The sequence below is a fragment of the Terrabacter sp. 2RAF25 genome, assembly GCF_052115265.1.
Taxonomy (GTDB): Bacteria; Actinomycetota; Actinomycetes; order Actinomycetales; family Dermatophilaceae; genus Terrabacter.
On record NZ_JBFRGJ010000004.1, the window covers coordinates 150076 to 176714 of the forward strand.

General features: G+C 71.1%; 25 protein-coding genes. 7 read left to right on the forward strand and 18 right to left on the reverse strand.

Annotated features, from left to right (window positions below; translation table 11 throughout):
• Positions 1-120 precede the first annotated feature (120 nt).
• From AB4091_RS12570 to AB4091_RS12590, 5 genes are all read right to left on the reverse strand, one after another.
• Positions 121-2046, reverse strand: a complete 1926-nt coding sequence (locus AB4091_RS12570; RefSeq protein ID WP_442292301.1) for an ABC transporter ATP-binding protein — start codon at positions 2044-2046, stop codon at positions 121-123.
• A 118-nt stretch (positions 2047-2164) separates the two neighbouring features.
• The gene (locus tag AB4091_RS12575; protein WP_442292085.1) at positions 2165-2938 is read right to left on the reverse strand and encodes an enoyl-CoA hydratase/isomerase family protein; all 774 of its coding nucleotides are present in this window, start codon (positions 2936-2938) and stop codon (positions 2165-2167) included.
• A 25-nt stretch (positions 2939-2963) separates the two neighbouring features.
• Entirely contained in the window at positions 2964-3182 is a 219-nt protein-coding gene (locus tag AB4091_RS12580) for a hypothetical protein (protein ID WP_442292086.1), read from the reverse strand.
• Positions 3183-3265: 83 nt separating this feature from the next.
• Positions 3266-4864, reverse strand: a complete 1599-nt coding sequence (locus tag AB4091_RS12585; protein ID WP_442292087.1) for an ABC-F family ATP-binding cassette domain-containing protein — start codon at positions 4862-4864, stop codon at positions 3266-3268.
• A gap of 162 nt (positions 4865-5026) precedes the next feature.
• Positions 5027-6526, reverse strand: a complete 1500-nt coding sequence (locus tag AB4091_RS12590; protein WP_442292088.1) for an MFS transporter — start codon at positions 6524-6526, stop codon at positions 5027-5029.
• 61 nt (positions 6527-6587) lie between these two features.
• Between AB4091_RS12590 and AB4091_RS12595 the strand changes: the two genes are divergently transcribed.
• The 5 genes from AB4091_RS12595 to AB4091_RS12615 all read left to right on the forward strand — a co-directional run bounded on the left by AB4091_RS12595 (position 6588) and on the right by AB4091_RS12615 (position 13048).
• Positions 6588-7124 carry a winged helix-turn-helix transcriptional regulator gene (locus AB4091_RS12595; protein WP_442292089.1) on the forward strand — a complete coding sequence of 179 codons (537 nt, stop codon included), beginning with the start codon at positions 6588-6590 and terminating at the stop codon, positions 7122-7124.
• 34 nt (positions 7125-7158) lie between these two features.
• Complete coding sequence (locus AB4091_RS12600) at positions 7159-9852, forward strand: MGH1-like glycoside hydrolase domain-containing protein (RefSeq protein ID WP_442292090.1); 2694 nt, start codon at positions 7159-7161, stop codon at positions 9850-9852.
• Between the two features lie 124 nt (positions 9853-9976).
• Positions 9977-11095, forward strand: a complete 1119-nt coding sequence (locus AB4091_RS12605) for a lipid II:glycine glycyltransferase FemX (RefSeq protein ID WP_442292091.1) — start codon at positions 9977-9979, stop codon at positions 11093-11095.
• Positions 11096-11101: 6 nt separating this feature from the next.
• Complete coding sequence (locus AB4091_RS12610) at positions 11102-12118, forward strand: alanine racemase (protein WP_442292092.1); 1017 nt, start codon at positions 11102-11104, stop codon at positions 12116-12118.
• Between the two features lie 15 nt (positions 12119-12133).
• The gene (locus AB4091_RS12615; protein WP_442292093.1) at positions 12134-13048 is read left to right on the forward strand and encodes a patatin-like phospholipase family protein; all 915 of its coding nucleotides are present in this window, start codon (positions 12134-12136) and stop codon (positions 13046-13048) included.
• 21 nt (positions 13049-13069) lie between these two features.
• On the opposite strand, the gene AB4091_RS12620 is transcribed toward AB4091_RS12615, so the two are convergent.
• The 3 genes from AB4091_RS12620 to AB4091_RS12630 form a co-directional block, all read right to left on the reverse strand.
• A complete protein-coding gene (locus AB4091_RS12620; protein ID WP_442292094.1) occupies positions 13070-13714 on the reverse strand; it encodes a GNAT family N-acetyltransferase in 645 nt (214 codons plus the stop codon).
• A gap of 148 nt (positions 13715-13862) precedes the next feature.
• Entirely contained in the window at positions 13863-14285 is a 423-nt protein-coding gene (locus AB4091_RS12625; RefSeq protein ID WP_442292095.1) for a YciI family protein, read from the reverse strand.
• A 118-nt stretch (positions 14286-14403) separates the two neighbouring features.
• Positions 14404-15366: a hypothetical protein gene (locus AB4091_RS12630; protein ID WP_442292096.1), complete on the reverse strand. Its 963-nt coding sequence runs from the start codon at positions 15364-15366 to the stop codon at positions 14404-14406.
• A 211-nt stretch (positions 15367-15577) separates the two neighbouring features.
• Between AB4091_RS12630 and AB4091_RS12635 the strand changes: the two genes are divergently transcribed.
• Together AB4091_RS12635 and ypfJ are read left to right on the forward strand one after the other, a co-directional pair.
• Positions 15578-16669: a helix-turn-helix transcriptional regulator gene (locus AB4091_RS12635; RefSeq protein WP_442292097.1), complete on the forward strand. Its 1092-nt coding sequence runs from the start codon at positions 15578-15580 to the stop codon at positions 16667-16669.
• Positions 16666-17634 (forward strand): KPN_02809 family neutral zinc metallopeptidase, encoded by a 969-nt coding sequence (gene ypfJ, locus AB4091_RS12640; RefSeq protein WP_442292098.1) that lies wholly within the window; start codon positions 16666-16668, stop codon positions 17632-17634. Before AB4091_RS12635 ends, ypfJ begins: the two co-directional genes overlap by 4 nt.
• A 93-nt stretch (positions 17635-17727) precedes the next feature.
• Here ypfJ and AB4091_RS12645 read toward each other — a convergent pair whose 3' ends face one another.
• From AB4091_RS12645 to AB4091_RS12690, 10 genes are read right to left on the reverse strand one after another with little or no spacing between them, the layout of a single operon-like run.
• Entirely contained in the window at positions 17728-18333 is a 606-nt protein-coding gene (locus AB4091_RS12645) for an acVLRF1 family peptidyl-tRNA hydrolase (RefSeq protein ID WP_442292302.1), read from the reverse strand.
• A gap of 25 nt (positions 18334-18358) precedes the next feature.
• Positions 18359-18694 carry a metal-sulfur cluster assembly factor gene (locus AB4091_RS12650; protein ID WP_442292099.1) on the reverse strand — a complete coding sequence of 112 codons (336 nt, stop codon included), beginning with the start codon at positions 18692-18694 and terminating at the stop codon, positions 18359-18361.
• The gene (gene sufU, locus AB4091_RS12655) at positions 18691-19182 is read right to left on the reverse strand and encodes a Fe-S cluster assembly sulfur transfer protein SufU (RefSeq protein WP_442292100.1); all 492 of its coding nucleotides are present in this window, start codon (positions 19180-19182) and stop codon (positions 18691-18693) included. The genes AB4091_RS12650 and sufU overlap by 4 nt, the downstream gene beginning before the upstream one ends.
• Positions 19182-20558: a SufS family cysteine desulfurase gene (locus AB4091_RS12660; RefSeq protein ID WP_442292101.1), complete on the reverse strand. Its 1377-nt coding sequence runs from the start codon at positions 20556-20558 to the stop codon at positions 19182-19184. The genes sufU and AB4091_RS12660 overlap by 1 nt, the downstream gene beginning before the upstream one ends.
• 5 nt (positions 20559-20563) lie before the next feature.
• Positions 20564-21340 carry a Fe-S cluster assembly ATPase SufC gene (gene sufC, locus AB4091_RS12665; protein ID WP_442292102.1) on the reverse strand — a complete coding sequence of 259 codons (777 nt, stop codon included), beginning with the start codon at positions 21338-21340 and terminating at the stop codon, positions 20564-20566.
• Positions 21341-21344: 4 nt separating this feature from the next.
• Positions 21345-22631 (reverse strand): Fe-S cluster assembly protein SufD, encoded by a 1287-nt coding sequence (gene sufD, locus AB4091_RS12670; protein ID WP_442292103.1) that lies wholly within the window; start codon positions 22629-22631, stop codon positions 21345-21347.
• Complete coding sequence (sufB, locus tag AB4091_RS12675) at positions 22631-24052, reverse strand: Fe-S cluster assembly protein SufB (RefSeq protein ID WP_020144124.1); 1422 nt, start codon at positions 24050-24052, stop codon at positions 22631-22633. The genes sufD and sufB overlap by 1 nt, the downstream gene beginning before the upstream one ends.
• Positions 24049-24894, reverse strand: a complete 846-nt coding sequence (locus AB4091_RS12680; RefSeq protein ID WP_442292104.1) for a helix-turn-helix transcriptional regulator — start codon at positions 24892-24894, stop codon at positions 24049-24051. The genes sufB and AB4091_RS12680 overlap by 4 nt, the downstream gene beginning before the upstream one ends.
• A 46-nt stretch (positions 24895-24940) precedes the next feature.
• On the reverse strand, positions 24941-25969 hold the full coding sequence (locus AB4091_RS12685) for a CDP-alcohol phosphatidyltransferase family protein (protein WP_442292105.1): 1029 nt from the start codon (positions 25967-25969) through the stop codon (positions 24941-24943).
• Positions 25966-26631, reverse strand: coding sequence for a phosphatidylserine decarboxylase (locus tag AB4091_RS12690; protein WP_442292106.1), 666 nt, complete (start codon positions 26629-26631; stop codon positions 25966-25968). Before AB4091_RS12690 ends, AB4091_RS12685 begins: the two co-directional genes overlap by 4 nt.
• Positions 26632-26639 lie beyond the last annotated feature (8 nt).

Sequence of the window (26639 nt, forward strand, 5' to 3'; positions counted from 1 at the left end):
GACGTCGACACGGCGCAGGCCGAACCGCTCGTTGGTGCGCTGCATCGCCACGTTGCCCTGCTCGGTGTAGGTCTGCAGCCATCGTCCTTCGACGAGGTCACCCGCCGACGACGCCTCTGGTCAGACGTGGTCGAGCGCGTCGGTCGGGCGGTCGGGAGCCAGCACTCGCCCGTCGCGGTTGGCGTGCTCGACGGCCCGCTCGTCGAACTGGGTGGCGTGCAGGTCGGCGTAGAGACCACCCGCCGCGAGCAGCTCGGCGTGCCGGCCGGTCTCGACGACGCGGCCGTGGTCGAGCACGACGATGAGATCGGCTTGGCGAATGGTCGAGAGGCGGTGCGCGATGACGATCGACGTACGGCCCTCGAGAGCGGCGTCCAGCGCCCGCTGCACCGCGACCTCGGACTCGGAGTCGAGGTGCGCGGTGGCCTCGTCGAGGACGACGACGTCGGGAGCCTTGAGCAGCAGGCGGGCGATGGCCAGGCGCTGCTTCTCGCCCCCGCTGAGGCGGTGCCCGCGGTCGCCGACGACGGTGTCGAGCCCCTCGGGCAGCTCGGCGACGAGGTCGCTGATCTGCGCCGCGCGCAGCGCAGCGTGGATCTCTTCGTCGGTCGCCTCGGGACGTGCGTAGAGCAGGTTGGCCCGGATGGTGTCGTGAAAGAGGTGTGCCTCCTGGGTGACGACGCCGATGCGGTCGCGCAGTGACGACATCGTCACCTCGCGCAGGTCACGGCCGCCCACGACGACCGAGCCGTCGCTGGGGTCGTAGAGCCGGGAGACGAGGGAGGTCAGGGTGGTCTTGCCCGCCCCCGAGGGGCCGACTAGGGCGATCAGGTGCCCGGCCGGCGCCGTCAGCGACACGTCGTGGAGCACCACACCGCTCCCCCGCCGGTCGCCGGAAGCGACGGACTCGAGCGACGCGAGCGAGACCTCGTCGGCGGAGGGGTAGCGGAAAGAGACGTCGTCGAGCTCGACCGCGAGCGGGCCCGGCGGCAGGTCCACGGCCCCGGGGCGCTCCTTGACGAGGGGCTCGAGGTCGAGCACCTCGAAGACCCGCTCGAAGGAGATGAGGGCGGTCATGATGTCGACCCGCACGTTGGACAGCGAGGTGAGCGGTCCGTAGAGGCGGGCGAGCAGCGCTGCGAGGGCGAGCAGCGTGCCCACGGACAGGCTGCCGCTGACGGCCATGACGCCGCCGAAGCCGTAGACCATCGCGGTGGCCAACGCCGCGACCGTCGTGAGGGCGGTCATGAAGACGGTGCGGTTGAGAGCGATCTGGATGCCGATGTCACGGACTCGGCCGGCGCGCTCGGCGTACTCGGCCTCCTCTCGTACGGGGTTGCCGAAGAGCTTCACCAGCAGCGCACCCGCGACGTTGAAGCGTTCGGTCATGCGCGTGCCCATGTCGGCGTTGAGCGTCATCTGGCGGTGGGCCAGGCCGGCCAGCCGCTTGCCCATGAGCTTGGCCGGCACGAGGAAGAGGGGCACGAGCAGCAGCGAGCCGAGGGTCAGCTGCCACGAGAGGGCGAGCATGGCACCGATGACGAGCGCGACCGAGACGATGTTGGACACGACGTTCGACAGCACCGAGGTGAAGGCCTGCTGGGCCCCGACGACGTCGTTGTTGAGGCGCGACACGAGCGAGCCGGTCTGGGCGCGCGTGAAGAAGGCGATCGGCTGGCGCAGCACGTGGCCGAAGACCTGGGTGCGGAGGTCGTTGATCAGGCCCTCGCCGATGCGTGAGGAGTACCACCGCGACACGACCGTGAGCAGGGCGTCGAGCACGGCGATGCCGGCCACGACGAGCGCGAGCCGCACCACCACCGAGGAGTCCTTGGGGATGACGCCGTCGTCGACGAGGCTCTTGAGCAGGAGCGGCACGGTGACGACGAGCACCGAGTCGAGCACCACGACCGCGAGGAAGGCGGCGATCGCCCGTTTGTACGGCGCCGCATACGTCAGGACGCGACGGCGCGTGCCCGGGCGCAGCGACAGCTCGGCCACCGACGAGTCACGCGACATCGACCTCATCGCCATCCACGGCTGCATGCCCACGCCACCACCTCCTGTTCTCCTCCGATCCAACCGCAAGGCGGTGACAGCGATTCCCCAAGCCACGCCCGATCCGCCGTGGACCCCGAGCTGGAGGCCTCGACGGCGCACGGTGTCAAGCGCCGAAGCCCCCGAGCATCGCCTGCAGGAGCGCGGTCTGCGCGTCGCGCTCGCGACCGAGCTGGGTGGCGCGGTCGGCGTCGACCGCGCTGCGCAGCAGGGGCTTGAGGGCGCGGAGCGCCGGGGCTGGTGCGGCCAGGAGTGCCTCGACGAGCGACCCCGTGGCCTCGGTGAGGTCGGCAGCGGGCGCGAGCGACCCGACGAGTCCGATGTTCAGCGCCTCCGGGGCAGAGACCTTGCGACCTGTCGCGCAGATCTCGAGCGCCCGGGCGTAGCCGACGAGGTGCACCAGGGGGCCTGTTCCGCCGAGGTCGGGCACGAGACCGAGGCTGGTCTCGCGCATGGCGAACCAGGCGTCGAGAGCTGCCACCCGCAGGTCGGCGGCCAGCGCGAGCTGAAAACCCGCGCCGATCGCGTAGCCGTGCACCTCGGCCACCACGACCGCAGGGCACTCCCCCCACGCCGTGAAGCCGTTCTGGTAGGCCGCGATGCCCCGTTGGATCGCCTCGGGTCCCCCGGCGGCCAGCTGGGCCACGCTCTCCTCGCCGGGCACCCCAACCGGTGTGAACATCGCCATGTCGATGCCGGCGGAGAAGGCGTCGCCCGCGCCGCGGAGGACGACCACGCGTACGTCCTCGGGGAGGGACCGCGCCTCGTCGGCGAGTGCCGACCAGAGGGAGGGCGTCTGCGCGTTGCGCTTCTCGGGGTGGTCGAGAGTGACCGTTCGGACCGGCCCGTCGGTCTCGACCCGGAGGTGGGGGTGCGTCATGGACGCAGGCTACCGACCGGTCACCTCACGCCGCAGCGGGCGTCCCCTCTGCCGTCACCGACGACGCGGCGGCCAGAGGCACGACGCGCATGATCCCCCAGCCGTTGACCGACGCCGGCTGCACGACCTCGACCCGGAAGACGCGCGCACAGTCCAGGCACGACCATGCGGCGGTCGGGTCGGGGAACGGCGTCACGTCGTCGCCCGCGCAGAACGGGCAGCTGAGGTGGTGGTCGCTGGGCATGCCAGCCAGTGTGGCGAGCCAGGTCGTCGAAGACAATAACCATCCAGCATGTGATCCCAAACGTCTGCTTATCTGAGCCAGGCTCAGGCCAGAGAGATCAGGTCCATGTAGTCCGGCCCCCAGAGGTCCTCGACACCGTCCGGCAGCAGGAGGATGCGCTCGGGCTCGAGCGCCTCGACGGCGCCCTCGTCGTGGGTGACGAGCACCACCGCGCCCTCGAAGGTGGACAGGGCCCCGAGGATCTCGGCACGCGAGGCCGGGTCGAGGTTGTTCGTGGGCTCGTCGAGGAGCAGCACGTTGGCCGCCGAGACGACGAGCAGGGCGAGCGACAGGCGCGTCTTCTCGCCGCCCGAGAGCACGCCCGCGGGCTTGTGCACGTCGTCGCCCGAGAAGAGGAACGAGCCGAGCACCTTGCGCACCTCGGTCTCGCCGAGCTCTGGCGCTGCCGACTTCATGTTCTCGAGGACGGTGCGGCCGACGTCGAGGTTCTCGTGCTCCTGGGCGTAGTAGCCGAGGCGCAGCCCGTGACCGGGCTCGACCTCGCCGGTGTCGGGGGTGTCGACGCCGGCGAGCATCCGCAGCAGGGTCGTCTTGCCGGCACCGTTGAGGCCGAGCACGACGACCTTGCTGCCTCGGTCGATCGCGAGGTCGACGTCGGTGAAGACCTCGAGTGAGCCGTACGAGCGGGAGAGCCCGGACGCACGCAGGGGCGTCTTGCCGCAGGCGGCCGGCTTGGGGAAGCGGAGCTTGGCCACCTTGTCCTGGACCCGCTCGCCCTCGACGCCGGCGAGGAGCCGCTCGGCGCGCTTGGCCATGTTCTGTGCCGCCGTTGCCTTGGTCGCCTTGGCGCGCATCTTGTCGGCCTGCGCCAGGAGCGCTCCGGCCTTCTTCTGGGCGTTCTGCAGCTCGCGTCGGCGGCGCTTCTCGTCGGTCTCGCGTGCTTGGAGGTAGGTCTTCCAGCTGACGTTGTAGACGTCGAGCGCGGAGCGGTTCGCGTCGAGGTGGTAGACCTTGTTGACGACCGCGTCGAGCATCTCGGCGTCGTGGCTGATGATGATGAGGCCGCCCTTGTAGGCGCGGAGGTACTCCCTGAGCCAGATGATCGAGTCGGCGTCGAGGTGGTTGGTCGGTTCGTCGAGCAGCAGGGTCTCGTTGCCGGAGAAGAGGATCCGCGACAGCTCGACGCGGCGACGCTGGCCACCCGAGAGGGTGCCGAGCGGCTGGCCGAGGATGCGTTCCTCGAGGTTGAGGGCGCTGGCGATGGACGCGGCCTCGGACTCGGCGGCATACCCGCCCTGGGCCTCGAACTCCGCCTCGAGCCGGGTGTAGGCGCGCATCGCCTTGTCCCGCACCTTCTCGTCGTCGCTGCCCATCCGGGCCTCGGCGTCGGATCGCTGGCGCACGATGGCGTCCAGTCCGCGAGCGGAGAGGATGCGGTCGCGGGCGAGCATCTCGAGGTCGCCGGTGCGGGGGTCCTGAGGGAGGTAGCCGACGGCGCCCGTGCGGGTGACCGTGCCCGCAGCGGGCTGGCCCTCTCCGGCGAGCACCTTGGTCAAGGTCGTCTTGCCGGCACCGTTGCGACCGACGAGACCGATGCGGTCGCCCGCGTCGATCCTGAAGCTGGCGTCCTCGACGAGCAGGCGCGCCCCGGCGCGCAGCTCGATCCCGGTGGCGACGATCACGGCATTCCTCCTATCGGTGCCGCACTACGTCAGCGGCCGGACAACCCCTCCAGTCTAGGAGCCGCGACGGGGTGCTCTCGACGCATGTGCCTCCTGGGACACGGCCGGGGTCCGTACGCGGGTGACTGGTCGGGACGGCCGGCGCACCCCGCGTCGGAGGCATCAACCCGCGGACCGGCCCGGTCCGCGCCGGTCCGCGAGCATCGTGGCCCAGACGACGGCCGCCCCGGCGAGCGAGACCGCAGCCGTGACCCAGGCCGCGGCGTTCCAGCCCGAGAGCAACCCCGCCGCACCTGCGCCACTCGAGGCGTGCGCGGCCACGACGACGGACACGACCGTGACGCCCACCGAGGAGCCGAGGTAGCGCGCCGTGTTGTTGGCGCCGCTACCCATGCCACCGCGGCCGGGGGGCACGCTCGCGACGGCTTCACGCCCCAGCGCGGCGTTGAGGACGCCGCTGCCGATGCCGGCGATGACCAGGCCCGGCACGAACCTGGCCCACGACTCCCCCGGTGTCAGGCCCGACAGCGCCACCTGTCCGATCGCCACGACGGCGAGGGAGCCGGCGAGCTGGCCCCGTCCCGACCACGATGCAGGCAGGCGGCGGGCGAGCAGGGCGAACACCACGCTCGTTCCGGACCAGGTGAGGAAGAGGACGGCGGCCGTGGTCGGTGGCAGTCCGAGCGCGAGGGCGAGGAAGCCGGGGAGGAAGGACAGGAGTCCGATGATCCCGGCTCCGGTCGCCAGCCCTGCGACGGTCGCGGCCATGAAGCGCCCGTCGCGCAGCATGGCCGGATCGACCATCGGCGACGGGATCCGGCCCTCCACCACCGTGAAGGCGATCGCCGCCACGGCAGCGACCCCGAGCAGGACGAGGACGTCGGGACGGCCCCACCCGGTGCGCCCCTCGACGAGGGCCGCGAGGAAGGTGACGGTCGCGAGCGCCAGGAGGAGCGCACCCGGCACGTCGAGTGGGCGACGGTCGTGCGAGCGGGTCTCCTCGAGCCCGCGCTGGGCGAGGGCGGCCAGGACGAGGGACGCAACGGCGAGGAGCCAGTAGACCTCTCGCCACGACGTCCAGTGGTCGAGGAAGCTGGCGAGCAGCGGCCCGAGCGCGATGCCCGCGCCGACGCTCGCACCCCAGACCCCGCTCGCGGCGGCCCGTGCCGAGCCGGGCTCGAACCAGTGCGCGACGAGACCGAGGCTCGCCGCGACGACGGCTGCCGCGCCGACCCCTTGGGCGACGCGAGCCAGCACGAACGTGAGGGTGCCGCCGGCAAGCGCGGCGGCGAGGCTCGAGGCGGCGAGCACGACCAGACCCACCACGAGCACCCGGCGGCGGCCGCGGTCGTCGGCGAGCGCACCCGCGGTGAGCAGCGCGGCCCCGAGGCCGATCCCCATCGAGCTGAGGATCCAGGTGCGTCCCGCCACGTCGGCGCCCACGGCTGCTGCGACCGAGCCGACCGTGGCGAGGGGCGCCGTGAAGGCGACGAGCGCGAGTGCCGTCGCCACGGCGGCGACGGCCAGGGCGCGGCGGGGCTGCGTGCCGGACGAGTCACCCTCTCCAGTGACGACAGTGCCAGACGGAACAGGCGCGCGAGCGACGGACGGTTCGGCCGGCGCCGTGTTCGCGTCGGTCGCGGCGGGTCGGGCTCGGTTCATGACGTCCTCCATCGGTCCGGCAAGTTGGTCTTATGAACAGACCACGACGTATCTTCATTCCGTGCCCCTCGGAACGGACTACGCCGGACAGGACTGCTCGCTCGCCAAGGCCCTCGAGATCGTCGGCGAGCGCTGGTCGCTGCTGCTCGTCCGTGATGCCTTCCTCGGCGTCACCCGCTTCAGCGACTTCAGCCGCCGGCTCGGCATCTCCAAGGCCGTGCTCACGCAGCGGCTCGGATCGCTCGTCGTCGCCGGCGTGCTCGAGCGGCACGCGCACGAGGGACACGAYGCGTACGCCCTCACCCCGTCCGGAGAGGCGCTCTGGCCCGCCGTCCACGCCCTCATGCGGTGGGGCGACGACGAGACGTCGCCTCGCGGCCCTCGGCGGCTCTTCCGCCACGTGACGTGCGACGCCGACCTCGACGCATCGGGCCGCTGCCCCGTCTGCGGCGCGACCCCACCGGCCCGCGAGCTCGAGACGCGACCGGGCCCCGGCGCACGCACCGACCCGCCGACCCACCCGCTGTCCGCCCTGCTGCGCTCACCGCACCGGCTCCTCACCCCGCTGCGCGACACACCACCTCGCGACGGGTCGTAACGCACCTGATACCTCGATGCGTCACCATGTGCGGATGAACAGCCCGCTCGACCCGGACGAGCCGCCCAGCCCCGAGCACGCTCGGCTCGCCGACTCCTCCGGCCACGACGCCCCGTGGCGCCTCTGGGGCCCCTACCTGTCCGGGCGCCAGTGGGGCACGGTCCGCGAGGACTACTCCGCGGGCGGCAACGCATGGTCCGAGTTCCCCTTCGACCAAGCGGTCTCGCGGGCCTACCGGTGGGGCGAGGACGGGCTCGGCGGCATCAGCGACCGGTTCGGATTCCTCAACTTCTCCGTCGCCCTCTGGAACGGCAAGGACCCGATCCTCAAGGAGCGCCTCTTCGGCCTGACGAACGAGGAGGGCAACCACGGCGAGGACGCCAAGGAGTACTGGTGGGCCCTCGACGGCACGCCCACCCACTCGTGGATGCAGTGGCTCTACCGCTACCCGCAGGCCGAGTTCCCCTACGAGCAGCTGCGCCGCGAGAACCGCGAGCGCAGCCGCCACGAGCGCGAGTACGAGCTCGGCGACACCGGGATCCTCGACGGCAACGAGTTCTTCGACGTGCTCCTGACGTACGCGAAGGCCGGACCCGACGACATCTGCATCCGCATCACCGCGACGAACCACGGCCCCGAGGCCGCACCGCTGCACGTGCTGCCGACGATCTGGCTGCGCAACACGTGGTCGTGGGGCACCGACAACCGCGTCACGGAGCTGCACGAGATCCGGCGCAACGGCCGCCCGCCGCGCGGCTACCGCGCCGCGGAGGTCACGCACGGGTTCCTCGGCCGCTACGTGCTCGCGGCCTCGGGGTCACCGACGACGCTCTTCTGCGACAACGAGACCAACGCCAAGCACCTGTTCGGTGACGCCGCCCCCGCGAACCACTCGCTCTACCCGAAGGACGCCATCAACCAGCGTGTCGTCCACGGGCGCACCAAGGCGACCAACCCGGGTGGCTACGGCAGCAAGTGCTCGTTCTGGTACCGCTTCGACACCGTCGAGCCCGGTGAGACCGTGACTGTCGACCTGCGCCTCGCCACCGGCGACCCCGACTCGGCGTGGTTCGGTGACGACTTCGAGGAGCGGCTCACGACCCGCGCCTACGAGGCGGACGAGTTCTACGAGCACGTCATCGACCCGTCGCTGGGCGCCGAGGACCGGCACGTCGCCCGCCGGGCGTACGCCGGGCTGCTCTGGGGCAAGCAGCTCTACCGCTACGACGTACGCCAGTGGCTCGACGGCGACCCCGTCGGCCACCGCGCCCCCGAGTCGCGCAAGCAGGGCCGCAACGAGCACTGGAGGCACCTGGCGCTCGCCGACGTCATCTCGATGCCCGACGAGTGGGAGTACCCGTGGTTCGCCGCGTGGGACCTCGCCTTCCACTGCCTCCCCCTCGCCCACGTCGACCCGGAGTTCGCCAAGGAGCAGCTGCTCCTCATGTGCCGCGAATGGGCGATGGCCCCCAACGGCCAGCTGCCGGCATACGAGTGGGAGTTCGGTGACGTCAACCCGCCCGTCCACGCGTGGGCGGCGTGGCACGTCTACCGCATCGACGGCTACCGCGACCGCGAGTTCCTCGTACGCGTCTTCACCAAGCTGCTGCTCAACTTCGCGTGGTGGGTCAACCGCAAGGACGCCAACGGCAGCAACCTCTTCGAGGGCGGCTTCCTCGGCATGGACAACATCGGCCTGTTCAACCGGTCGGCGCCCCTGCCGCCCGGCTTCCGCCTCGAGCAGTCCGACGCGACGAGCTGGATGGCCTTCTACTGCCAGCAGATGCTCAAGATCGCGCTCGAGCTGGCGCGCACCGACAAGGCGTGGGACGACGTCGCGACGAAGTTCCTCGAACACTTCCTCTCGATCGCCCAGGCGATGCGCCACTTCGGCTCGAGCGACAAGAGCCTCTGGCACGAGGAGGACGGCTTCTACTACGACGTGCTCGTGCAGCCCAACGGCAGCGCACCGCACATGCGGGTGCGCTCGATGGTGGGCCTGCTGCCGATCCTCGGCGCGACCGAGATCCCGTCGTGGGTCGTCGAGGAGTGCCCCGACGTCACGAGCCGGTTCACGTGGCTCCAGGAACGCCGGCCCGAGCTCGTCAAGCCGATGCTCGCACGCCCGGACGGCAAGATGCTGCTCACCCTCGTGCCGCCGAAGCGGCTGCGGCGCATCCTGCAGCGCATGTTCGACAGCGAGGAGTTCTTGTCCCCCTACGGAATTCGCTCCCTGTCGGCGGCCCAGCGACAGGCGGTGACCGCGCGTGTCGGCAACGAGACCGTGTCGATCGAGTACGAGCCGGGCGAGTCGCGCACCGGCATGTTCGGCGGCAACTCCAACTGGCGCGGGCCCGTCTGGTTCCCCGTCAACGTCCTGCTCGCCGACAAGCTGCGCACCTACGGCCGCTACTTCGGCGACTCGTTCACCATCGAGGTGCCGACCGGGTCCGGCAACTGGTGCACCCTCGACCAGGCGGCCGACGTCATCGACAGCGGGCTGACCGCGCTCTTCCGGCCCGTCGACGGGCGACGCCCCTCGGACGGCAAGCGCATCGAGTCGAGCCCCGACCCGCTGTGGTCGGACCACCCGACGTTCTCCGAGTACTTCGACGGCGACACGGGCGAGGGGCTCGGTGCCACGCACCAGACCGGCTGGACCGCGCTCGTCGCGCACCTGCTCAACCCACGACTGCCTCCCGACCCCCGCAGCATGGGCTGGGGCTGAGGCAGGCGGCACACGCGAGCCGATGGCGTACGCCGGGTGCTGGCGGCCCCGGCGTGGCGGGGGCGCGCTCGGGCAGGGCGAGGCATGTCGGACGCGGGCGCCCGCTCGGGTAGCGTGAGCGACCGTGAGCGCGCCCATCACCGTCCGTGACATCACCGCAGCCGAGCACCTCGCGTGGCTGCGCACCCAGCCGTCGGCGAGCTTCCTGCAGACGCCGGCCTGGGCCGACGTGAAGAAGGAGTGGCGCTCCGAGTCGGTCGGCTGGTTCGAGGGTGAGCAGATGGTGGGCGCCGCGCTCGTGCTGCACCGGTCGCTGCCGAAGATCCGCCGCTCGCTCGCCTACGTCCCTGAGGGGCCGTGCCTCGACTGGTCCTCCCCGCGGCTCGTCGAGCTGCTGCGAGCCCTGCGCGACCACCTCAAGGCCAAGGGCGCGTTCGCGCTTCGTCTCGGGCCACCCGTCGCGACGCACCGTTGGCACGCCGCGACCATCAAGGCCGCGATCGGCGACAGCTCGGTGCGCCGCTACGACGAGGCGACCCCCGATGTCGTCGAGCCGGTCGGCACGGCCGTCGTCGGCGAGCTGCGTCGCCTCGGCTTCCGGCACCTCTCCCCCGAGGACGGCTTCGCCGCCGGGCAGCCCGAGTACGTCTTCCAGGTGCCGCTCGCCGGCCGCTCCCAGGCCGATGTCCTCTCCGGCATGAACCAGCTGTGGCGGCGCAACATCAAGAAGACCGTCAAGAACGGCGTCACCGTCCGCGTCGGGGACGCCTCCGACCTGCCGGCCTTCCACCGCACCTACGTCGAGACCGCCGAGCGCGACCGGTTCACCCCGCGTGGCCTCGCGTACTTCGAGCAGATGTATGCCGCCCTGTCGGCCGAGGACCCCGACCGCATCCGGGTCTACCTGGCCGAGCACGAGGGAGACGTGCTCGCGGCGACGGTCTTCATCCGGGTCGGCGAGCACGCCTGGTACTCCTACGGCGCGTCAACCTCGGCGAAGCGCGAGCTGCAGGGCTCGACGGCGATCCAGTGGCGGATGATGCAGGACTCGATCGCTGCCGGTGCCTCGGTCTACGACCTTCGCGGCATCACCAACACCGTCGACGAGGCCAACCCGCACATCGGGCTGATCCGCTTCAAGGTCGGCACGGGTGGCGAGGCGGTGCGGCTCGCAGGCGAATGGGACCTGCCGCTGAACCGCTTGCTGTTCAAGGCTTTCGACCTCTACATGAAGCGGCGGTGATCCCTCGTGTCGTTCGTGCTGCACATCGACGGTGAGCGCTGGCGAGCTGGTCACGACCAGTTCGTGGCCGACCGGCCAGGCATCGTGCCGGTCATCAAGGGCAACGGCTACGGCTTCGGTCGCGACCTGCTCTGCGCCGAGGCGTCCCGGCTCGGCGTCTCGATGGTGGCCGTCGGCACCTACACCGAGCTGCCCGAGGCGCTCGCGGCCTACGGCGGCGACGTCCTGGTCATGGAGCCCTACCGCGCCGCGATCCACGGCGCCGTGCCCGACCTCGCGAACCGGCGTGCGGTGCACACGATGACGACGCACGAGGACCTCGAGGACCTGCGGCGGGCCTCCCCGGACGCGCGGGTGGTCGTCGAGGGGCTGACGACGATGAACCGCTTCGGCGCACCAGCCGCCGACGTCGCAGAGCTCGCCGGCGCGGCCGACGCGGTGGGGGTCACGCTCCACCTGCCCCTGGGCACCGGCCACGTCGACGAGATCACGCGGTTCATCGCCGCAGTGCCGGGCGTTCGATCGTGGTTCGTCTCGCACGTCTCCGCAGCCGAGCTCGCGACCCTGGCCGCCCGACACCCGGAGCACGAGTTCCGCCCTCGCATCGGCACCGACCTGTGGTACTCCGACAAGGGGTCCTACGAGGTGTGGGCCCACGTGCTCGACGTCCGGCCCGTGGCGAAGGGGACCCGGGTGGGCTACCGACAGCGGCCACTGTCGGCCGGCCACGTCGTCGTCGTCAGCGGCGGCACGTCGCACGGGGTCGCGATGGAGAGCCCGTCGTCCGCCGCGACCGCGCGGACACGGGCCATCGCGATCACCGAGGGCGTGCTCGAGGCCGCGCACCGGGTGCGTTCGCCGTTCACCGTCTCGGGCGTCATGCCCCGGTTCGCCGAGCCACCGCACATGCAGTGCAGCCTGCTGTCGCTGCCCGCCGGCGTCGCCCCACCCCGCATCGGCGACGAGGTCACCGTGCGCATGCGCCTCACCACGACCACCCCCGACGCCGTCGTCGTCTCCTGACGGGCGGCTGTGACGATGACGCCCTCGACCCCGGCCGACCTCACGCACCCCGACGGGCGGGCGCTGGTGCTCGCAGGCGCAGGCGCTGCCGGGAACGCGTGGGAAACAGGGGTCATCGCCGGTCTGCTAGCCGGCGGCGTCGACGTGACGCGGGCCGAGCTCGTCATCGGCACATCGGCAGGCTCGACGGTGGCCGCCCAGGTGACGAGCGGCACGTCGCCCGCCGTGCTGTATGCCGCCCTGGCCGCCATGGCGCCACCGGCGGCGGGCAGCGCCACGCGGGATGGGCCGCCGCGAGGGGCCAACGTCTCGGGCCCCAGCTACCTCCAGTGGTCCGACGCCATCATCGCGTCGGCCGCTGACCCGGCCGACATGCGTCGCCGACTCGGTGCCGCGGCCCTCGAGCTGGACGCGTCAGTGGGCCCGGGCCCTTCCCGCTGGCGCGACATCGTCGCCTCGCGTCTGCCGAGCCACGATTGGCCGTCGCAGGACGTCCACATCGTCGCCGTCAACGCCCGCACGGGTGAGCCGGTCGTCTTCGAGCGGCGCAGCGGCGTCGACCTCGTCGACGCGGTCGCCGCCAGCACATCGGCGCTGACGCCCTATCCCATCGGCGAGGAGCGCTACCTCAACGGCGGCTACCGCCGCAGCGAGAACGCCGATCTGGCAACGGGATTCGGGCGCGTCCTTGTGATGTCACCCTTCAGCGGCCGATCGCGCATGCCGTCCGGCTGGGGCATGGACCTCGCGACCCAGGTCGCCGAGCTCCGCGCCGGCGGCAGCACGGTCGAGACGGTGTTTCCCGACGAGCGCTCCGGCGACGTGTTCGACGCGAACGCGCTGGACCCCTCGACGATGCCGCAGGCGGCGCGCGGCGGGCACGCACAGGGACTCGAGCTCGCCGAGCAGCTCGCCGGCTTCTGGGGCTGACGAGCCGGCCGGCATACGGCGTCAGGTCAACGGCAGCAGGGATCGGGCGGCCTCCACGCCGCGGAGCCGGATGTCGGCGCGCCGTCGCAGCTCCCAGGTCTCCCTGGTCAGCCGCCACCTGTTGAGCAGGGCCGGCTGGCCCTGGCGCGTCGCCCACTCGGACCCGTTGGGCTCGTAGCCGAGGGCGCGAGAGACGGCGTTGGAGCCCTCGTTGTCGACGAAGGCATCACTGGAGGCCTCCTTGGCGCCGAGGCCGTGGAACGCGAGGTGCAGGATCGCCTCACGCATCTCGCGTCCGAGGCCTCGGCCTCGCAGGTCGGCGGAGAGCCACGAGAACGTCGTGACGGTGCCCAGGGTCGCGAAGTCGACCCCGCTCAGCGTCTGCTCGCCGACCGGCCGACCGTCGACCATGACCACGAAGTAGAGGCGCCAGGCCTCCGGTTCGACGCGGCCACGGCCGCGCCAGATCGCCCGCAGCCATGTGGCCACGCGCAGGTCGGGGTCCTTCTCGTAGAACGACATCGGGTCGTCGTAGGGAGCCGGCTCGGCATGGGTCTTGCCGGAGCGCACGAGCTCGGAGAGATCGTCCAGCAGCTCGTCGGTGGCGCTGCGCAGCTCCAGGGTCGGTGTGCTGACCCTCATACCGAGGAGCGGGTAGCTCTTCATCGTCGGTCGCCCTGCTCTCGTCGTCGTGGCCGGGCGGTCCACCGCCCGGCGACCGTCGGCCGGCCGCCGACACGATCCAACCCCACGAGCCACCGACGGCGCAGGTGGTTTTGCCGTGCCGGCCGGCCGGGGGGTGCCCTGCCCGCGCTCAGGCGGGCGAGCCCGCCTGAGCCTGGCGACCGCGCTCCTCGGCCGCGACGATCTGCTCGGTGAGCACCGGGTCGAAGTCCGAGGCGTCGAGGATCTTGCGGATCTCGACCTCGCTGTCGCGTAGGGGCGAACGCTTCACCCACTCGACCGCCTCCTCGATCGAGGCCACCTCCCAGATGCCGTAGCCGGCGACGACCTCTTTCGTCTCGGCGAAGGGTCCGTCGAGAACCGTGGGGCGACCATCGCGGTCGAACGAGACCCGCTTTCCCTTGCTCGACGGCTGGAGCCCGTCGCCGGCCAGCACGATGCCGGCTTCGACGAGCTGCTCGTTGAACGCATTCATCGCCGCGAACTCCTCGGGGCTGCCGAGCTCGCCCGACTCGGACGCCGCCGTCGCCTTGCCCAGGATCATGACCTTCATCGCTGTACTCCTTCGGGTCAGTCAGGCTCGGTCCTGTCGACCGACAACACCCTGACTCACCGAGACGTCGAACGGGAAGGGGCAGGGTTCGACAACGTCGCCGACGATCCCTTTCGGCTCAGGGGGCCATGGCGGCATACCCGCTGGCGCTGTGGATCGCGAGGCCGGCGTAGGAGGCGTATGCCGCGGCACCGACGTTCACCTGCGCGAGCTGCGTCTCCATGTTCGTGCGGGTCCAGCCGTAGAAGGTCTGCTTCGCGTCGACCGGGGTGTCGCCGAGGTAGGTCGTCTCCTGGCCGAGCCGCACGGGCTTGCCCAGGGCGGCGCCTGCCGTGAGCGCGGCAGCAGCGATGTCGAGTGTCCCGTCGGGTCCGCTCGCGGTGTTGCGGTAGGCCATCACCGTCACCCCTGCCGTGCGCTTCATGATCTCGCGGTCGAGGCTCGACGCGCCTCCCCCGGTCGCGGTGGCGGGAATCGTGTTGAACCAGAAGGGGATGTCGGCCTCGATGGGGTAGGTCCCGGCGTTCGCCTTGAGCTTGTCGAGGAGGGCCAGGTACTTCGCCACGACCGTGGGCCGGTCCGACGTCCAGGCCGGCGTGGAGTAGGGCTCGATGTCGATGTGGACGCCGGTGAACAGACCGCTGCTCCTGGCCGGCTTGAGCCAGTAGGTGACGACCCACGTCGGGTTGTCGACCCAGCCTGGGTCGCCGCCGAGGGCGTCCACACGGATTCCCGCGGCCCTGGCGCGGTCGGCCAGGGTGCGGATGGCCGGCAGCTGGCTCGATGTCGTGAGGTTCGGCGGGACCGCCACGAAGAGCTGGTCGATGCCAGCGCTCACGGCCAGGTCGACCGTCGCCGTGGGAGTGCTGGTGTCCCAGACCCACATCGCCCGCGTGTCGTTCGTCGAGGAGGTCGTCACCGTGGTGCTCGCAGACGTGGTCGCCGCGCGCGCCTTCGACGCTGCAGCCGCGCCCGGTGCGACTGCCAGGGTGGCAGCGGCCACGCCGATGGCGACGAGCAACGAGCCGGCGACGCGGGCAAGGACGTGGCGAGGGCGGCGGACGCGAGGGTTGGTGGACATGTGATGACTCCGGAGACTAGGAGGACGACTCTCCGAATTGTCCGGATCTTGCTATTTGTGGGCAGCCTTTTCGCAAGAAATGCGCAAGCGTCGCGGGTGGCCTGCGCCCGTCGGAGCGGACGCTCGCCACGCGTGCGCTGCGTCCGACCCCAGGGATCGACGGACGCGATAGCGTCGTTCCGGACGAAACGCGTCCGCAACGGAGGAGCACATGCGGCATGACACCAGTCCCACCGCTCGGGCCCTGCTCGCCCTCGAGGCGATCCAGGACTCCCCCGGCATCAGCGCGCAGCGGCTCGGCGAGCTCCTCGGGGTGACCGAGCGTGCGGCCCGTCGCTACGTCGCCATCCTGCGCGAGGCCGACCTGCCCATCGACTCGGCGACCGGGCCGAGCGGCGGCTACCGTGTCGGCCGCGGCCTTCGCCTGCCGCCCCTCATGTTCTCGGCTGCCGAGGCCCTGGGTCTGGTCATGGCCGTTCTCGAGGGCCACCGTGACGCCGCGGACCCGACCGAGCTCGTCGGTGCCGCACTGTCGAAGATCCTGCGGGTGCTCCCCCAGCCTGTGGCCGAGCCGCTCCGGGCCGTCCGCCGCGAACCCGGACCGGCGCCGGAGGAGAGCCGTCCCGTCGACGCCGCGATCACAGGCCGGCTCGTCGAGGCCTGCACCAGGGCGCGGCGCGTCCACCTGACCTACAGCCTCGGCCCCGACACCGAGCGACCGATGGAGGTCGACCCGTGGGCGGTCGTGCTGCGTCACGGCCGCTGGTACCTCCTCGGGTTCTCCCACACCCGCCAGGCCGTCCGCGCCCTGCGCGTCGACCGGATCGTGTCCGTGTTCACGACCTCCCAGACGTTCACCCCGCCGGCGGACCTCGACGCCCTGCGGGCGCTCGAGGAGCACCTGTCCCAGGGGTGGCGCCACCCGGTCGAGGTGCTCTTCCGCGCATCCTTCGACGACACCGCACGCTGGGTGCCGCGCAGCCTCGGCCGCCTCGAGGCCGCCGAGGGCGGGGTGCTGCTCCGGGCGACGACCGACAACCCGGAGTGGTACGCCCGACAGCTCGCCGTGACCCCCCTCGACTTCGAGGTGCAGGGCTCCCAGGCCCTCGTCGACGCCGTCACAGAACTCGGCGCGCGGCTGTCGCGGTCAGCCCGTGTCCCGCGGCCCGCACCGCGCGCTCCCGAGGCTCGAACCGGGTACGACCCCGATGCAGCAGAGGACGAATCCGAGGCGCCGCGCACTAGGGTGATCTCGACCGGACCGGGGAGCCCCCGGTCCCGATCCCGAGGAGCGGTGACATGAGCTTCAACGACAACGTCCAGCTCGACACCTCGCAGGTCGAGAGCGGCTCGAGCGGCGGCTTCGGCGGCGGTGGCGGTGGTGGTGGCGGCGGCTTCCCGGGAGGCATCCAGGTCGGCGGCGGCATCGGCGGGCTGATCCTGCTCGTGCTGATGCTCATCTTCGGCGGTGGCAAGATCCTCGGCGGCGGCGACTCCGGCGGATCGGCCGGCGGCCTCCAGACCCAGCAGCTCGACAGCAGCCAGGTCGCCGCGGCCGGCCAGGTCAACCAGAGCCAGTTCTCGCAGTGCAAGACCGGCGCCGACGCCAACAAGAACGACGTGTGCCTCATCGTCGCCACGGTCAACAGCGTGCAGGACTACTGGCAGAAGACGCTGCCGAAGTACCAGATGAACTACGAGCCGGTGAAGACCGTGATCTACCAGGGCCAGACGCCGTCGGGGTGCGGCACGGCCAACTCGCAGGTCGGCCCCTTCTACTGCCCGCTCGACTCCAAGGTCTACGTCGACGCGAGCTTCTTCCAGGAGCTGCAGAGCAAGTTCGGTGCCGACGGCGGCCAGCTCGCGAAGGAGTACGTCCTCGCCCACGAGTACGGCCACCACGTGCAGAACCTCCTCGGCATCCTGAACCGCGCCCAGCAGGACCCCCAGGGCCCGAACTCCGGCGCCGTCCGCATCGAGCTCATGGCCGACTGCCTCGCGGGCACGTGGGTCAAGCACGCCACCGAGACGACCGACGCGTCCGGCACCCCGTTGCTCAAGGCCATCACCGAGCAGGACATCCAGTCGGCCCTGTCCGCCGCATCCGCCGTGGGCGACGACCGCATCCAGGAGAAGATGCAGGGCCGCGTCACCCCCGAGAACTGGACCCACGGCTCGGCCGAGGCCCGGACCAAGTGGTTCACGCAGGGCTGGCAGACCGGCGACATCAACCAGTGCAACACCTTCGGGGTCGACACCGTCAGCTGACCCCAGACGAAGGAACTGCTCGACCCGGCAATCGAAAGAACATTCCGTTCCTACGGAGTGTTCTTTCGATTGCCGGGTCGGTCGTTCGACGGGTCAGGCGGGCTCGGTGAGCTCGAGCCGCACTGCACGTCCGCGGCGGAGCGCCGCCTCCAGCACGTCGCGCTTCGGGTCGGGCAGGTCGTAGAGCTCGCGCACCGGCAGCCCGGCCAGGGCGCGCAGTGCATGGTCACCGACGACCGCGCGGACGAGGGTGCGGTCTCCCCCGACGACGAGACCACGAGGTATGCCGTCGGCCCCCGCGGGCGGTGACTCGTCGTCGCCGAGCAGCACCCTGCGCGCATGTCCCACGACGGCGTCGACCAGCTCGTCGGCCTGCTTGCCGCGACGCCGCGCGAACCGTTGCTGGGACCAGCCGCCTGCGGCCGTGCGCGACTGGACGTGCCGGGTGCCGACCTTCGAGGCGGTCAGGACGCCGGCCGAAGCCAGCCCGACGGCATACCCGCCGCGCCTGACGAGCACGATCCCCACCGGGTCGAAGGTGAAGGGCGTTGCCACGACGGTGGATCCGTCGGCGGCGCGTGCAGAGACGACGACGCCGCCGGGAGTGGGCTCCTGGGCGGCGTCGTAGGCTCCGTGCCGCTCGGCGAAGCCGGCCATCCACCGGTCGAACCGCTCCGGGTCGACCTCGATGACGCGCATCGTCACGAGCGCTGGTGGAGCTGGCTCAGAGGTTGAAGCCGAGCGCGCGCAGCTGCTCGCGGCCGTCCTCGGTGATCTTGTCGGGGCCCCACGGCGGCATCCACACCCAGTTGATGCGGTGCGTCGTGACGAGCCCCTCGAGGGCCTGCGCGGTCTGGTCCTCGATGACGTCGGTGAGCGGGCAGGCCGCCGACGTGAGCGTCATGTCGATGACGGCGTGAGACTGGGCGTCGACGGTGATGCCGTAGACGAGGCCGAGGTCGACCACGTTGATGCCGAGCTCGGGGTCGACCACGTCGCGCATGGCCTCCTCGACGTCGGCCACGTTGGGCGGGGTGGACGCGGGAACGGTCTGGGTCATGACGAAACTCCTTGTGGGGAGGCGGAACTCGTGTTGGTGGTCGTCGAGATGTCGACACCGGCGCGAGCCAGGGCATCGGTGAAGGCGGTCCAGCCGAGCAGCGCGCACTTGACTCGTGCGGGGTACTTGGAGACGCCGGCGAAGGCCACGCCGTCGCCGATGACGTTCTCGTCGCCGGCGACCTTGCCCTTGGACGTCAACATCTCACGCATGGCCTCGAACGTCTCGAGCGCCTCGGACACCGGGTGGCCGATGACCTCCTCGGCCAGCACCGAGGTGCTGGCGACGGAGATCGAGCACCCCTGGGCGGCATACGAGATGTCGGTGACGACGGCGTCGGGTCCGGAGCCGGTGACGTCGACGCGGAGGGTGACCTCATCGCCGCAGGTCGGGTTGATGTGGTGCACCTCGGCGTCGAAGGGCTCGCGGAGCCCGGCCCGGTGCGGACGCTTGGAGTGCTCGAGGATCAGCTCCTGGTAGAGGTCCATCAGCTGGCCTCCTTCGCGCTCTCGTGCTCGCCGCGCAGGGCGCGCGCGTCGTGGCGGGCGTCCAGGTCGGCGTCGGGGTCGGTGACGTCCACGTCGATGCCGAAGATCTCGGGCACCCGGTCGAGGGCCGCGAGCAGCGCCTCGACGTCGCCCACGGTGCTGTGCACGGAGAACGACGCCCGGGTGGTCGCGGCGGCGCCGAGCGCACGGTGCAGAGGCCACGCGCAGTGGTGCCCGACGCGGACGGCCACGCCGGCGTCGTCGAGCACCTGGCCCACGTCGTGGGCGTGCACGCCGTCCACCACGAAGGCGACCGCGCCGCCGCGCGGGGTGCCGACGGCCGGGCCGACCACTCGCACCCAGGGGCGCTCGGCGAGACCACGCTGGAGCAGGTCGACGAGGACGGCCTCGTGGGCGTGGATGCGGTCGATGCCCTGGGCCTCGATCCACCGCACGGCGGCGGCGAGTCCCACGGCCTGGGCCGCGTTGGGCACTCCCGCCTCGAACTTCTGCGGTGCCGGGGCGTAGGTCGACCGCTCCATGGTGACGAGCTCGATCATCGAGCCGCCCGTCAGGAACGGGGGCATGACGTCGAGCAGCTCGGCACGCCCCCACAGCACACCGACTCCCATCGGGCCGTACATCTTGTGGCCGCTGAAGGCGATGAAGTCGGCACCGAGGGTGGCCACGTCGACTGCAAGGTGCGGCACCGACTGGCACGCGTCGACGACGACGAGCGCCCCGACCGCATGCGCCCGCCGGGCGAGCTCGGTGACCGGGTTGACCGTGCCGAGCACGTTGGAGACGTGCGTGAACGCGAAGACCTTGGTGAGTTCGGAGAGCAGGAAGTCCAGACCCGACAGGTCGAGCGAGCCGTCCGCCGCGACGGGCACCCAGCGAAGGGTGGCGCCGGTGCGGCGACACAGCTCCTGCCACGGCACGAGGTTGGCGTGGTGCTCCATCTCGGTGACGAGCACCTCGTCATCCGGGCCGAGCACGAAACGGTCGTCCTTGGGCTCGTCGGTGGGCGCGGCGTTGGAGAAGGCGTACGCGACGAGGTTCAGGGCCTCGGTCGCGTTCTTCGTGAAGACGACCTCGTCGGCCGGCGCCCCGACGAACGACGCGATCGTCGCGCGCGCCGCCTCGAAGTCGTCGGTGGCCTCCTCGGCGAGCTGGTGCGCGCCCCGGTGGACAGCCGCGTTGTGCTGCTCGTAGAAGGCGCGCTCGGCGTCGAGAACCGGCGTCGGCTTGTGCGACGTCGCCCCGGCGTCGAGGTAGACGAGCGGCCTGCCGTCGCGCACCGTGCGCGCCAGGATGGGGAACTCACCGCGGATCGCGGCGAGCTCCCCGTCCGTGAACGGCAGGACGTGTGTCATGCGGCTCAGGCCTCCACGCCGGCGGCCGGCGCGGCAGCGAGGTAGCGGTCGTAGCCCTCGTCCTCGAGGCGGTCGGCGAGCTCGGGGCCACCCTCCTCGACGATCTTGCCGTCGACGAAGACGTGCACGAAGTCGGGCTTGATGTAGCGCAGGATGCGCGTGTAGTGCGTGATGAGCAGGACCCCGAGGTCGCTGGCGTCCTTGGCGCGGTTGACGCCCTCGGACACGATCTTCAGCGCGTCGACGTCGAGGCCTGAGTCGGTCTCGTCGAGCACGGCCACCTTGGGCTTGAGCAGCTCCATCTGGAGGATCTCGTGGCGCTTCTTCTCGCCGCCGGAGAAGCCCTCGTTGACGTTGCGCTCGGCGAACACGGGGTCCATGCGCAGGTTGCCCATGGCCTCCTTGACGTCCTTGACCCACGTGCGCAGCTTGGGCGCCTCGCCGTCGATGGCCGTCTTGGCCGTGCGGAGGAAGTTGCTGACCGTGACACCCGGGACCTCGACGGGGTACTGCATCGCGAGGAAGAGGCCGGCGCGGGCGCGCTCGTCGACCTTCATCGCGAGGACGTCCTCGCCGTCGAGCGTCACGGTGCCGCCGGTGACGGTGTACTTCGGGTGGCCGGCGATGCTGTAGGCCAGGGTCGACTTGCCGGAGCCGTTGGGCCCCATGATCGCGTGGGTCTCCCCGGACTTCACGGTGAGGTCGACCCCGCGCAGGATCTCCTTGGGGCCGTCCTCGGTGTCGACCGACACCGTCAGTCCCTTGATCTCGAGCGTGCTCATTGGGTCAGTTCTCCTTGTTCGTGGTGCTGGGGGTGTGCTGCGTCGGAGCCGCGTATGCCGTGGACGCGAGCTCTTCCTCGATGGCCGCGGTGACCTCGTCGCGCAGGTCGGCGAGCGGGATCTCGCGGATGATGTCAGCGAAGAAGCCGCGCACGACGAGGCGCTTCGCCTCGTCCTCGCTGATGCCGCGCGACTGGAGGTAGAACAGCTGAAGGTCGTCGAATCGGCCTGTGGCAGAAGCGTGTCCGGCACCCTCGATCTCGCCGGTCTCGATCTCGAGGTTGGGCACCGAGTCGGCGCGAGCCCCGTCGGTGAGGATCAGGTTGCGGTTGAGCTCGTAGGTGTCGGTGCCTTCGGCCTCGGCACGGATGAGCACGTCGCCGACCCACACGGTGCGGGCCGTGGCGCCCTGGAGCGCGCCCTTGTAGGTGGCGCGGCTCTTGCAGTGGGCCGCGTTGTGGTCGATGTAGGAGCGGTGCTCGAGGTGCTGGCCCGAGTCGGCGAAGTAGACGCCGAGCAGGGTCGCGTCGCCGCCGGGGCCGGCGTAGCGCACGTTCGAGTTCACGCGCACGACCTCACCGCCCAGCGTCACCGAGACGTGCTTGTAGCTGGCGTCGCGACCGACGAGCGCGTCGTGCTGGGCGAGGTGCTGGGCGTCGTCGGCCCAGCGCTGGACGGACACCACGGTGAGGTCGGACCCGTCGCCGGTCACGACCGAGACGAGCTGCGAGTAGCGGCCCGAGCCGGTGTGCTCGACGACGACCGTCGCCTTCGAGAAGCGTCCGGCGCGCACGACCAGGTGGCCGTGGACGGGCTCGCCGCCCTGACCCGCGAGCGAGAGCCGGATCGGCTCGTCGAGCTCAGCCTCGGCCGGGATGTCGAGCAGCAGGGCGCCGTCTGCGGCTGCCGCGGCCACGACCGCGGCGCGGTCCTGCGGGGGCAGGATGCCGAGACCCCGGGCGTCGGCCGCCGAGACGGTCGACGTCGTGACACCCTCGGGCAGCTGCGTCGAGAGGTCGAGCCGCCCGGCGGCACCCTCGGCCAGCAGGTCGCGGAGCTTCTTCACGGGGGTGAAGCGCCAGTCCTCCTCGCGGCCCGAGGGCAGCGGGAAGTCCGCGACGTCGAAGGACGCCGTGCGCTCGGCGCGCGACTGGTCGGGCACGAAGGCCGCGGCCGAGTCGGTGTGCGCGCTGGCGCCGGGGATGGTTGCGGTCGGGGCGGCGTCGGGCACCGTTGTCTCGCTCTGCTGGGTCTCGGGGGTGTCGGTGGTCGTGTCAGCCAGAAGGCTCATCAGCCGACGGCTCCTTCCATCTGCAGCTCGATGAGGCGGTTGAGCTCGAGGGCGTACTCCATCGGCAGCTCGCGCGCGATCGGCTCGATGAAGCCGCGCACGATCATCGCCATGGCCTCGTCCTCGGCCATGCCGCGGGACATGAGGTAGAAGAGCTGGTCCTCGGACACCTTCGAGACGGTGGCCTCGTGGCCCATCGAGACGTCGTCCTCGCGGATGTCGACGTAGGGGTAGGTGTCGGACCGGCTGATCGTGTCGACGAGCAGGGCGTCGCAGCGGACCGTCGAGGCCGAGTGCGAGGCGCCCTCGAGCACCTGCACGAGGCCGCGGTAGCTCGCACGACCACCACCACGGGCGACCGACTTGCTGATGATCGAGCTCTTCGTGTTGGGAGCCGCGTGGACCATCTTGGAGCCGGTGTCCTGGTGCTGGCCCTCGCCGGCGAAGGCGATGGAGAGCGTCTCGCCCTTGGCGTGCTCCCCCATGAGGAAGACCGCTGGGTACTTCATCGTCACCTTGGAGCCGATGTTGCCGTCGACCCACTCCATGGTCGCGCCGGCCTCACAGGTCGCGCGCTTCGTGACGAGGTTGTAGACGTTGTTGGACCAGTTCTGGATCGTCGTGTAGCGCACGCGGGCGTTCTTCTTGACGATGATCTCGACGACGGCCGAGTGGAGCGAGTCCGACTTGTAGATCGGGGCGGTGCAACCCTCGACGTAGTGCACGTACGAGCCCTCGTCGGCGATGATCAGCGTCCGCTCGAACTGGCCCATGTTCTCGGTGTTGATGCGGAAGTACGCCTGGAGCGGGATGTCGACGTGGACACCCTTGGGCACGTAGATGAACGAGCCGCCCGACCACACGGCGGTGTTGAGCGCGGCGAACTTGTTGTCGCCGGCCGGGATGACGGTCGCGAAGTGCTCGCGGAAGAGGTCCTCGTGCTCCTTCAGGGCCGTGTCGGTGTCGAGGAAGATGACGCCCTGGGCCTCGAGGTCCTCACGGATCTGGTGGTAGACCACCTCCGACTCGTACTGCGCCGCGACACCCGAGACGAGGCGCTGCTTCTCGGCCTCGGGGATGCCCAGACGGTCGTAGGTGTTCTTGATGTCCTCGGGCAGGTCGTCCCACGTGGCGGCCTGCTTCTCGGTGGACTTCACGAAGTACTTGATGTTCTGGAAGTCGATGCCGGTGAGGTCGGACCCCCACGAGGGCATGGGCTTCTTGCCGAAGAGGCTGAGGCTCTTCAGGCGCAGCTTCGTCATCCACTCCGGCTCGCTCTTGCGGGCCGAGATGTCGCGCACGACGTCCTCGTTGAGCCCTCGACGCGCCGTGGAGCCGGCCACGTCGCTGTCGGCCCAGCCGTACTCGTAGGTGCCGATGCCCTTGAGGCCGGGGTTCAGCTCTTCGATGTGGGTGGTCATGAGGAACCTTCCTTGACGTGCGTGAGCGTGTCGGTTCGGGGGGTCGTGCTCGTGCGGGTGCCCGTCGGGCGGTCGGCGCTCGTGTCGGCGTCAACAGCGCCGGTCGCCTCGGTCTTCCGGGGTCGTGCGGTCATTCCACCGGTCGGGACGAAGGTGGTGCAGACGTGGTGGCCGCCGGCGAGGGTCGCGAGCCGCTGCACGTGCACGCCGAGCAGGCGTGAGAACGCGTCGGTCTCTGCCTCGCAGAAGGCGGGGAACTCGGTGGCGACGTGCTGGACGGGGCAGTGGCCCTGGCACAGCTGCACGCCGGTCAGGCTGCCCGCGCCGACGGGCCGCGCCGTGGCCGCGAAGCCGTCCTCGCTGAGCGCCTCGACGAGGGCGGTCGTCCGTGCACTCGGGTCGTCGCCCGCCGCAGCCAGCCGGGCGGCATACCGCTGCTCGAGGGCGGCCACGCGCGTGCGCGCGAAGTCGGTGACGGCGGCCTGCCCGGCCGCGCCCTCGAGGTAGCGCAGCACCTCGACGGCGAGCGAGTCGTAGTCGGCCTCGAGCGAGCCGTGGCCGATCTCCGAGACGACGTACGCGCGTGCCGGGCGTCCGCGACCGCGTCGGCCGCCGGTGGGCTCGTGGGGGACGACGGCTCCCTGCTCGACGAGCGCGTCGAGGTGTCGGCGTACGGCGGCGGGGGTCAGGTCGAGGTGACGACCGAGCTCGGCGGCCGTGATCGGCCCGTCGGCGGAGACCATGTGCAGCACTCGGGAGCGCGTGCGGGACTCGAGCGGCGAGACGTGCTGGCCGTCGTCACCGTCCTTCGTCTCACGCGGTGCGTGCTCTCCGAAAAACACAACACCATTGTGACGTAATTGCCGACGACACTCCAGTTAGGTGCGCCTAACCGCGTGGACGCTTGTCCTGGTCGCCGTTCTCGGCGTCGTTCTCGGCGTCGTTGTCGTCGTTCTCGTCGTGGTCGAGGTCGATCTCGTCGTCGCAGTCGTCGTCACCGTCGTCCTCGTCGTCGAGGTCGGGCGGCATGATCACGGACGGCAGCCTGGTGCGAGGCGGAGCCACGGCACCGGCACCGAACCAGCGCCGACGCAGCGGGGCGGTGAGCCAGCCGAGCGGGCAGGTGAGGACGTAGCCGTAGGCGATGACCATGCCGGTGATGCCGGGGACGAAGGCGAGCCCCACGACGATGAGGACCGCCAGCGGCACCGAGATGCGCAGGTGCCTCGGCGAGAGCAGGTCGCGGAACGAGCGGAAGCGGAACGACGAGGCCATCAGGGCGGCCGGCACGACTCCCGCAGCGATGGGCAGCAGGGGCGCCCAGTCGTAGAGGGGCTCGCCGATCGCCATCACCGTGGCGATGACGACGCCCGCGGCGCCCGGGCTGGCGAGGCCGACGAAGTAGCGCTTGTCGGCGAGCGGGTCGATGGTGACGTTGAACCGCGCGAGGCGGTAGGCGGCGCACGCGAGCCAGAACATCGCGCCGGCCCAGGCCCACACCGGGTGCGCAGGCAGCGCCCAGGTGTAGACGAGCACGGCCGGTGCGATGCCGAACGAGATGAGGTCGGCGAGCGAGTCGAACTGCAGCCCGAACGGCGTGATGGCCCCGACGGCGCGGGCCACGGCACCGTCGCAGATGTCGAGCACGATGGAGATGCCGACGAGGACGGCCGCGGCACGGAAGTGGCCCTGGAACGACAGCAGCACGGCCGAGAACCCGCAGAGCATGTTGCCCAGGGTGAACAGGCTGGGCAGGGTGGCTCGCGCGCGGACGCGCGGGTTGAGCCGGTCGAGCGGGATGACCCGCGCCCCGGTGGCGGAGACCAGGCGGATGCGCCGGGTCACCCGGTCACGGCGGCGGGGGCGTTCGCCGCCGTCCGAGAGCGCCGCCGCGTCGCCGGTGGGGTCGCCGTTCACGACAGGTCCGCGGCCGGGAACCGCCCGAGCACCGTCTCGCCGCCGATGGCGCGCTTGCCCTTGGAGACCTCGAGCTGCACCTCCGGCGGCACGAAGACGTCCATGCGCGAACCGAACTTCATCAGGCCCATCCGCTCCCCCGTCGCGACGTCGTCGCCCGGCTGGATGCGGGTGACGATGCGCCGGGCGAGCTGCCCGACGAGCTGGCGGTAGATGATGCGGCGCGGCCGGCCCGCGACGACGCGCTCGACGATGATCTCGCTGCGCTCGTTCTTCGTCGCGCTCTCGGCGCGGTATGCCGCCAGGAAGCGCCCGGGCGTGTGGGTGACGTCGATGACGCGGCCGCCGTAGGGCGAGCGGTTCATGTGCACGTCGAGCAGCGACAGGAAGATGCTGACCTGCTGCCACTGCCCGGGCGGGGCGATGCCCGGCTGCGGCTCGCCGACGTGCATCACGATGCCGTCTGCGGGGGCCAGGATGACGTCGGGGTCGGCCACCGGCGCGTGGTCGGGGGTGCGGTCGGGGTCGCGGAAGAAGAGCGTCACGCCCGCGGTGAGCAGGCCGAGGGCGGCTGTCGTGCGAGGCCGCCGGGCCATCGCGGCGATCACGGTCGGCACGGCAGCCATCAGGGTGAAGGGTCTGGCGGCTGGGTCGATCTTCACGGGTGGGG

Excerpts from the sequence above, each read along its gene's own strand:
- AB4091_RS12625 (WP_442292095.1), bottom strand. The coding sequence starts at position 14,285 with ATGAAGGTCATGATCCTGGGCAAGGCGACGGCGGCGTCCGAGTCGGGC.
- AB4091_RS12645 (WP_442292302.1), bottom strand. The coding sequence starts at position 18,333 with ATGCGCGTCATCGAGGTCGACCCGGAGCGGTTCGACCGGTGGATGGCC.
- AB4091_RS12615 (WP_442292093.1), top strand. The coding sequence starts at position 12,134 with ATGACGCCCTCGACCCCGGCCGACCTCACGCACCCCGACGGGCGGGCG.
- sufC (WP_442292102.1), bottom strand. The coding sequence starts at position 21,340 with ATGAGCACGCTCGAGATCAAGGGACTGACGGTGTCGGTCGACACCGAG.
- sufU (WP_442292100.1), bottom strand. The coding sequence starts at position 19,182 with ATGGACCTCTACCAGGAGCTGATCCTCGAGCACTCCAAGCGTCCGCAC.
- AB4091_RS12580 (WP_442292086.1), bottom strand. The coding sequence starts at position 3,182 with ATGCCCAGCGACCACCACCTCAGCTGCCCGTTCTGCGCGGGCGACGAC.
- AB4091_RS12620 (WP_442292094.1), bottom strand. The coding sequence starts at position 13,714 with ATGAAGAGCTACCCGCTCCTCGGTATGAGGGTCAGCACACCGACCCTG.
- AB4091_RS12600 (WP_442292090.1), top strand. The coding sequence starts at position 7,159 with ATGAACAGCCCGCTCGACCCGGACGAGCCGCCCAGCCCCGAGCACGCT.
- sufB (WP_020144124.1), bottom strand. The coding sequence starts at position 24,052 with ATGACCACCCACATCGAAGAGCTGAACCCCGGCCTCAAGGGCATCGGC.
- ypfJ (WP_442292098.1), top strand. The coding sequence starts at position 16,666 with ATGAGCTTCAACGACAACGTCCAGCTCGACACCTCGCAGGTCGAGAGC.
- AB4091_RS12630 (WP_442292096.1), bottom strand. The coding sequence starts at position 15,366 with ATGTCCACCAACCCTCGCGTCCGCCGCCCTCGCCACGTCCTTGCCCGC.
- AB4091_RS12635 (WP_442292097.1), top strand. The coding sequence starts at position 15,578 with ATGCGGCATGACACCAGTCCCACCGCTCGGGCCCTGCTCGCCCTCGAG.
- AB4091_RS12590 (WP_442292088.1), bottom strand. The coding sequence starts at position 6,526 with ATGAACCGAGCCCGACCCGCCGCGACCGACGCGAACACGGCGCCGGCC.
- AB4091_RS12650 (WP_442292099.1), bottom strand. The coding sequence starts at position 18,694 with ATGACCCAGACCGTTCCCGCGTCCACCCCGCCCAACGTGGCCGACGTC.
- AB4091_RS12575 (WP_442292085.1), bottom strand. The coding sequence starts at position 2,938 with ATGACGCACCCCCACCTCCGGGTCGAGACCGACGGGCCGGTCCGAACG.
- sufD (WP_442292103.1), bottom strand. The coding sequence starts at position 22,631 with ATGAGCCTTCTGGCTGACACGACCACCGACACCCCCGAGACCCAGCAG.
- AB4091_RS12660 (WP_442292101.1), bottom strand. The coding sequence starts at position 20,558 with ATGACACACGTCCTGCCGTTCACGGACGGGGAGCTCGCCGCGATCCGC.
- AB4091_RS12570 (WP_442292301.1), bottom strand. The coding sequence starts at position 2,046 with ATGCAGCCGTGGATGGCGATGAGGTCGATGTCGCGTGACTCGTCGGTG.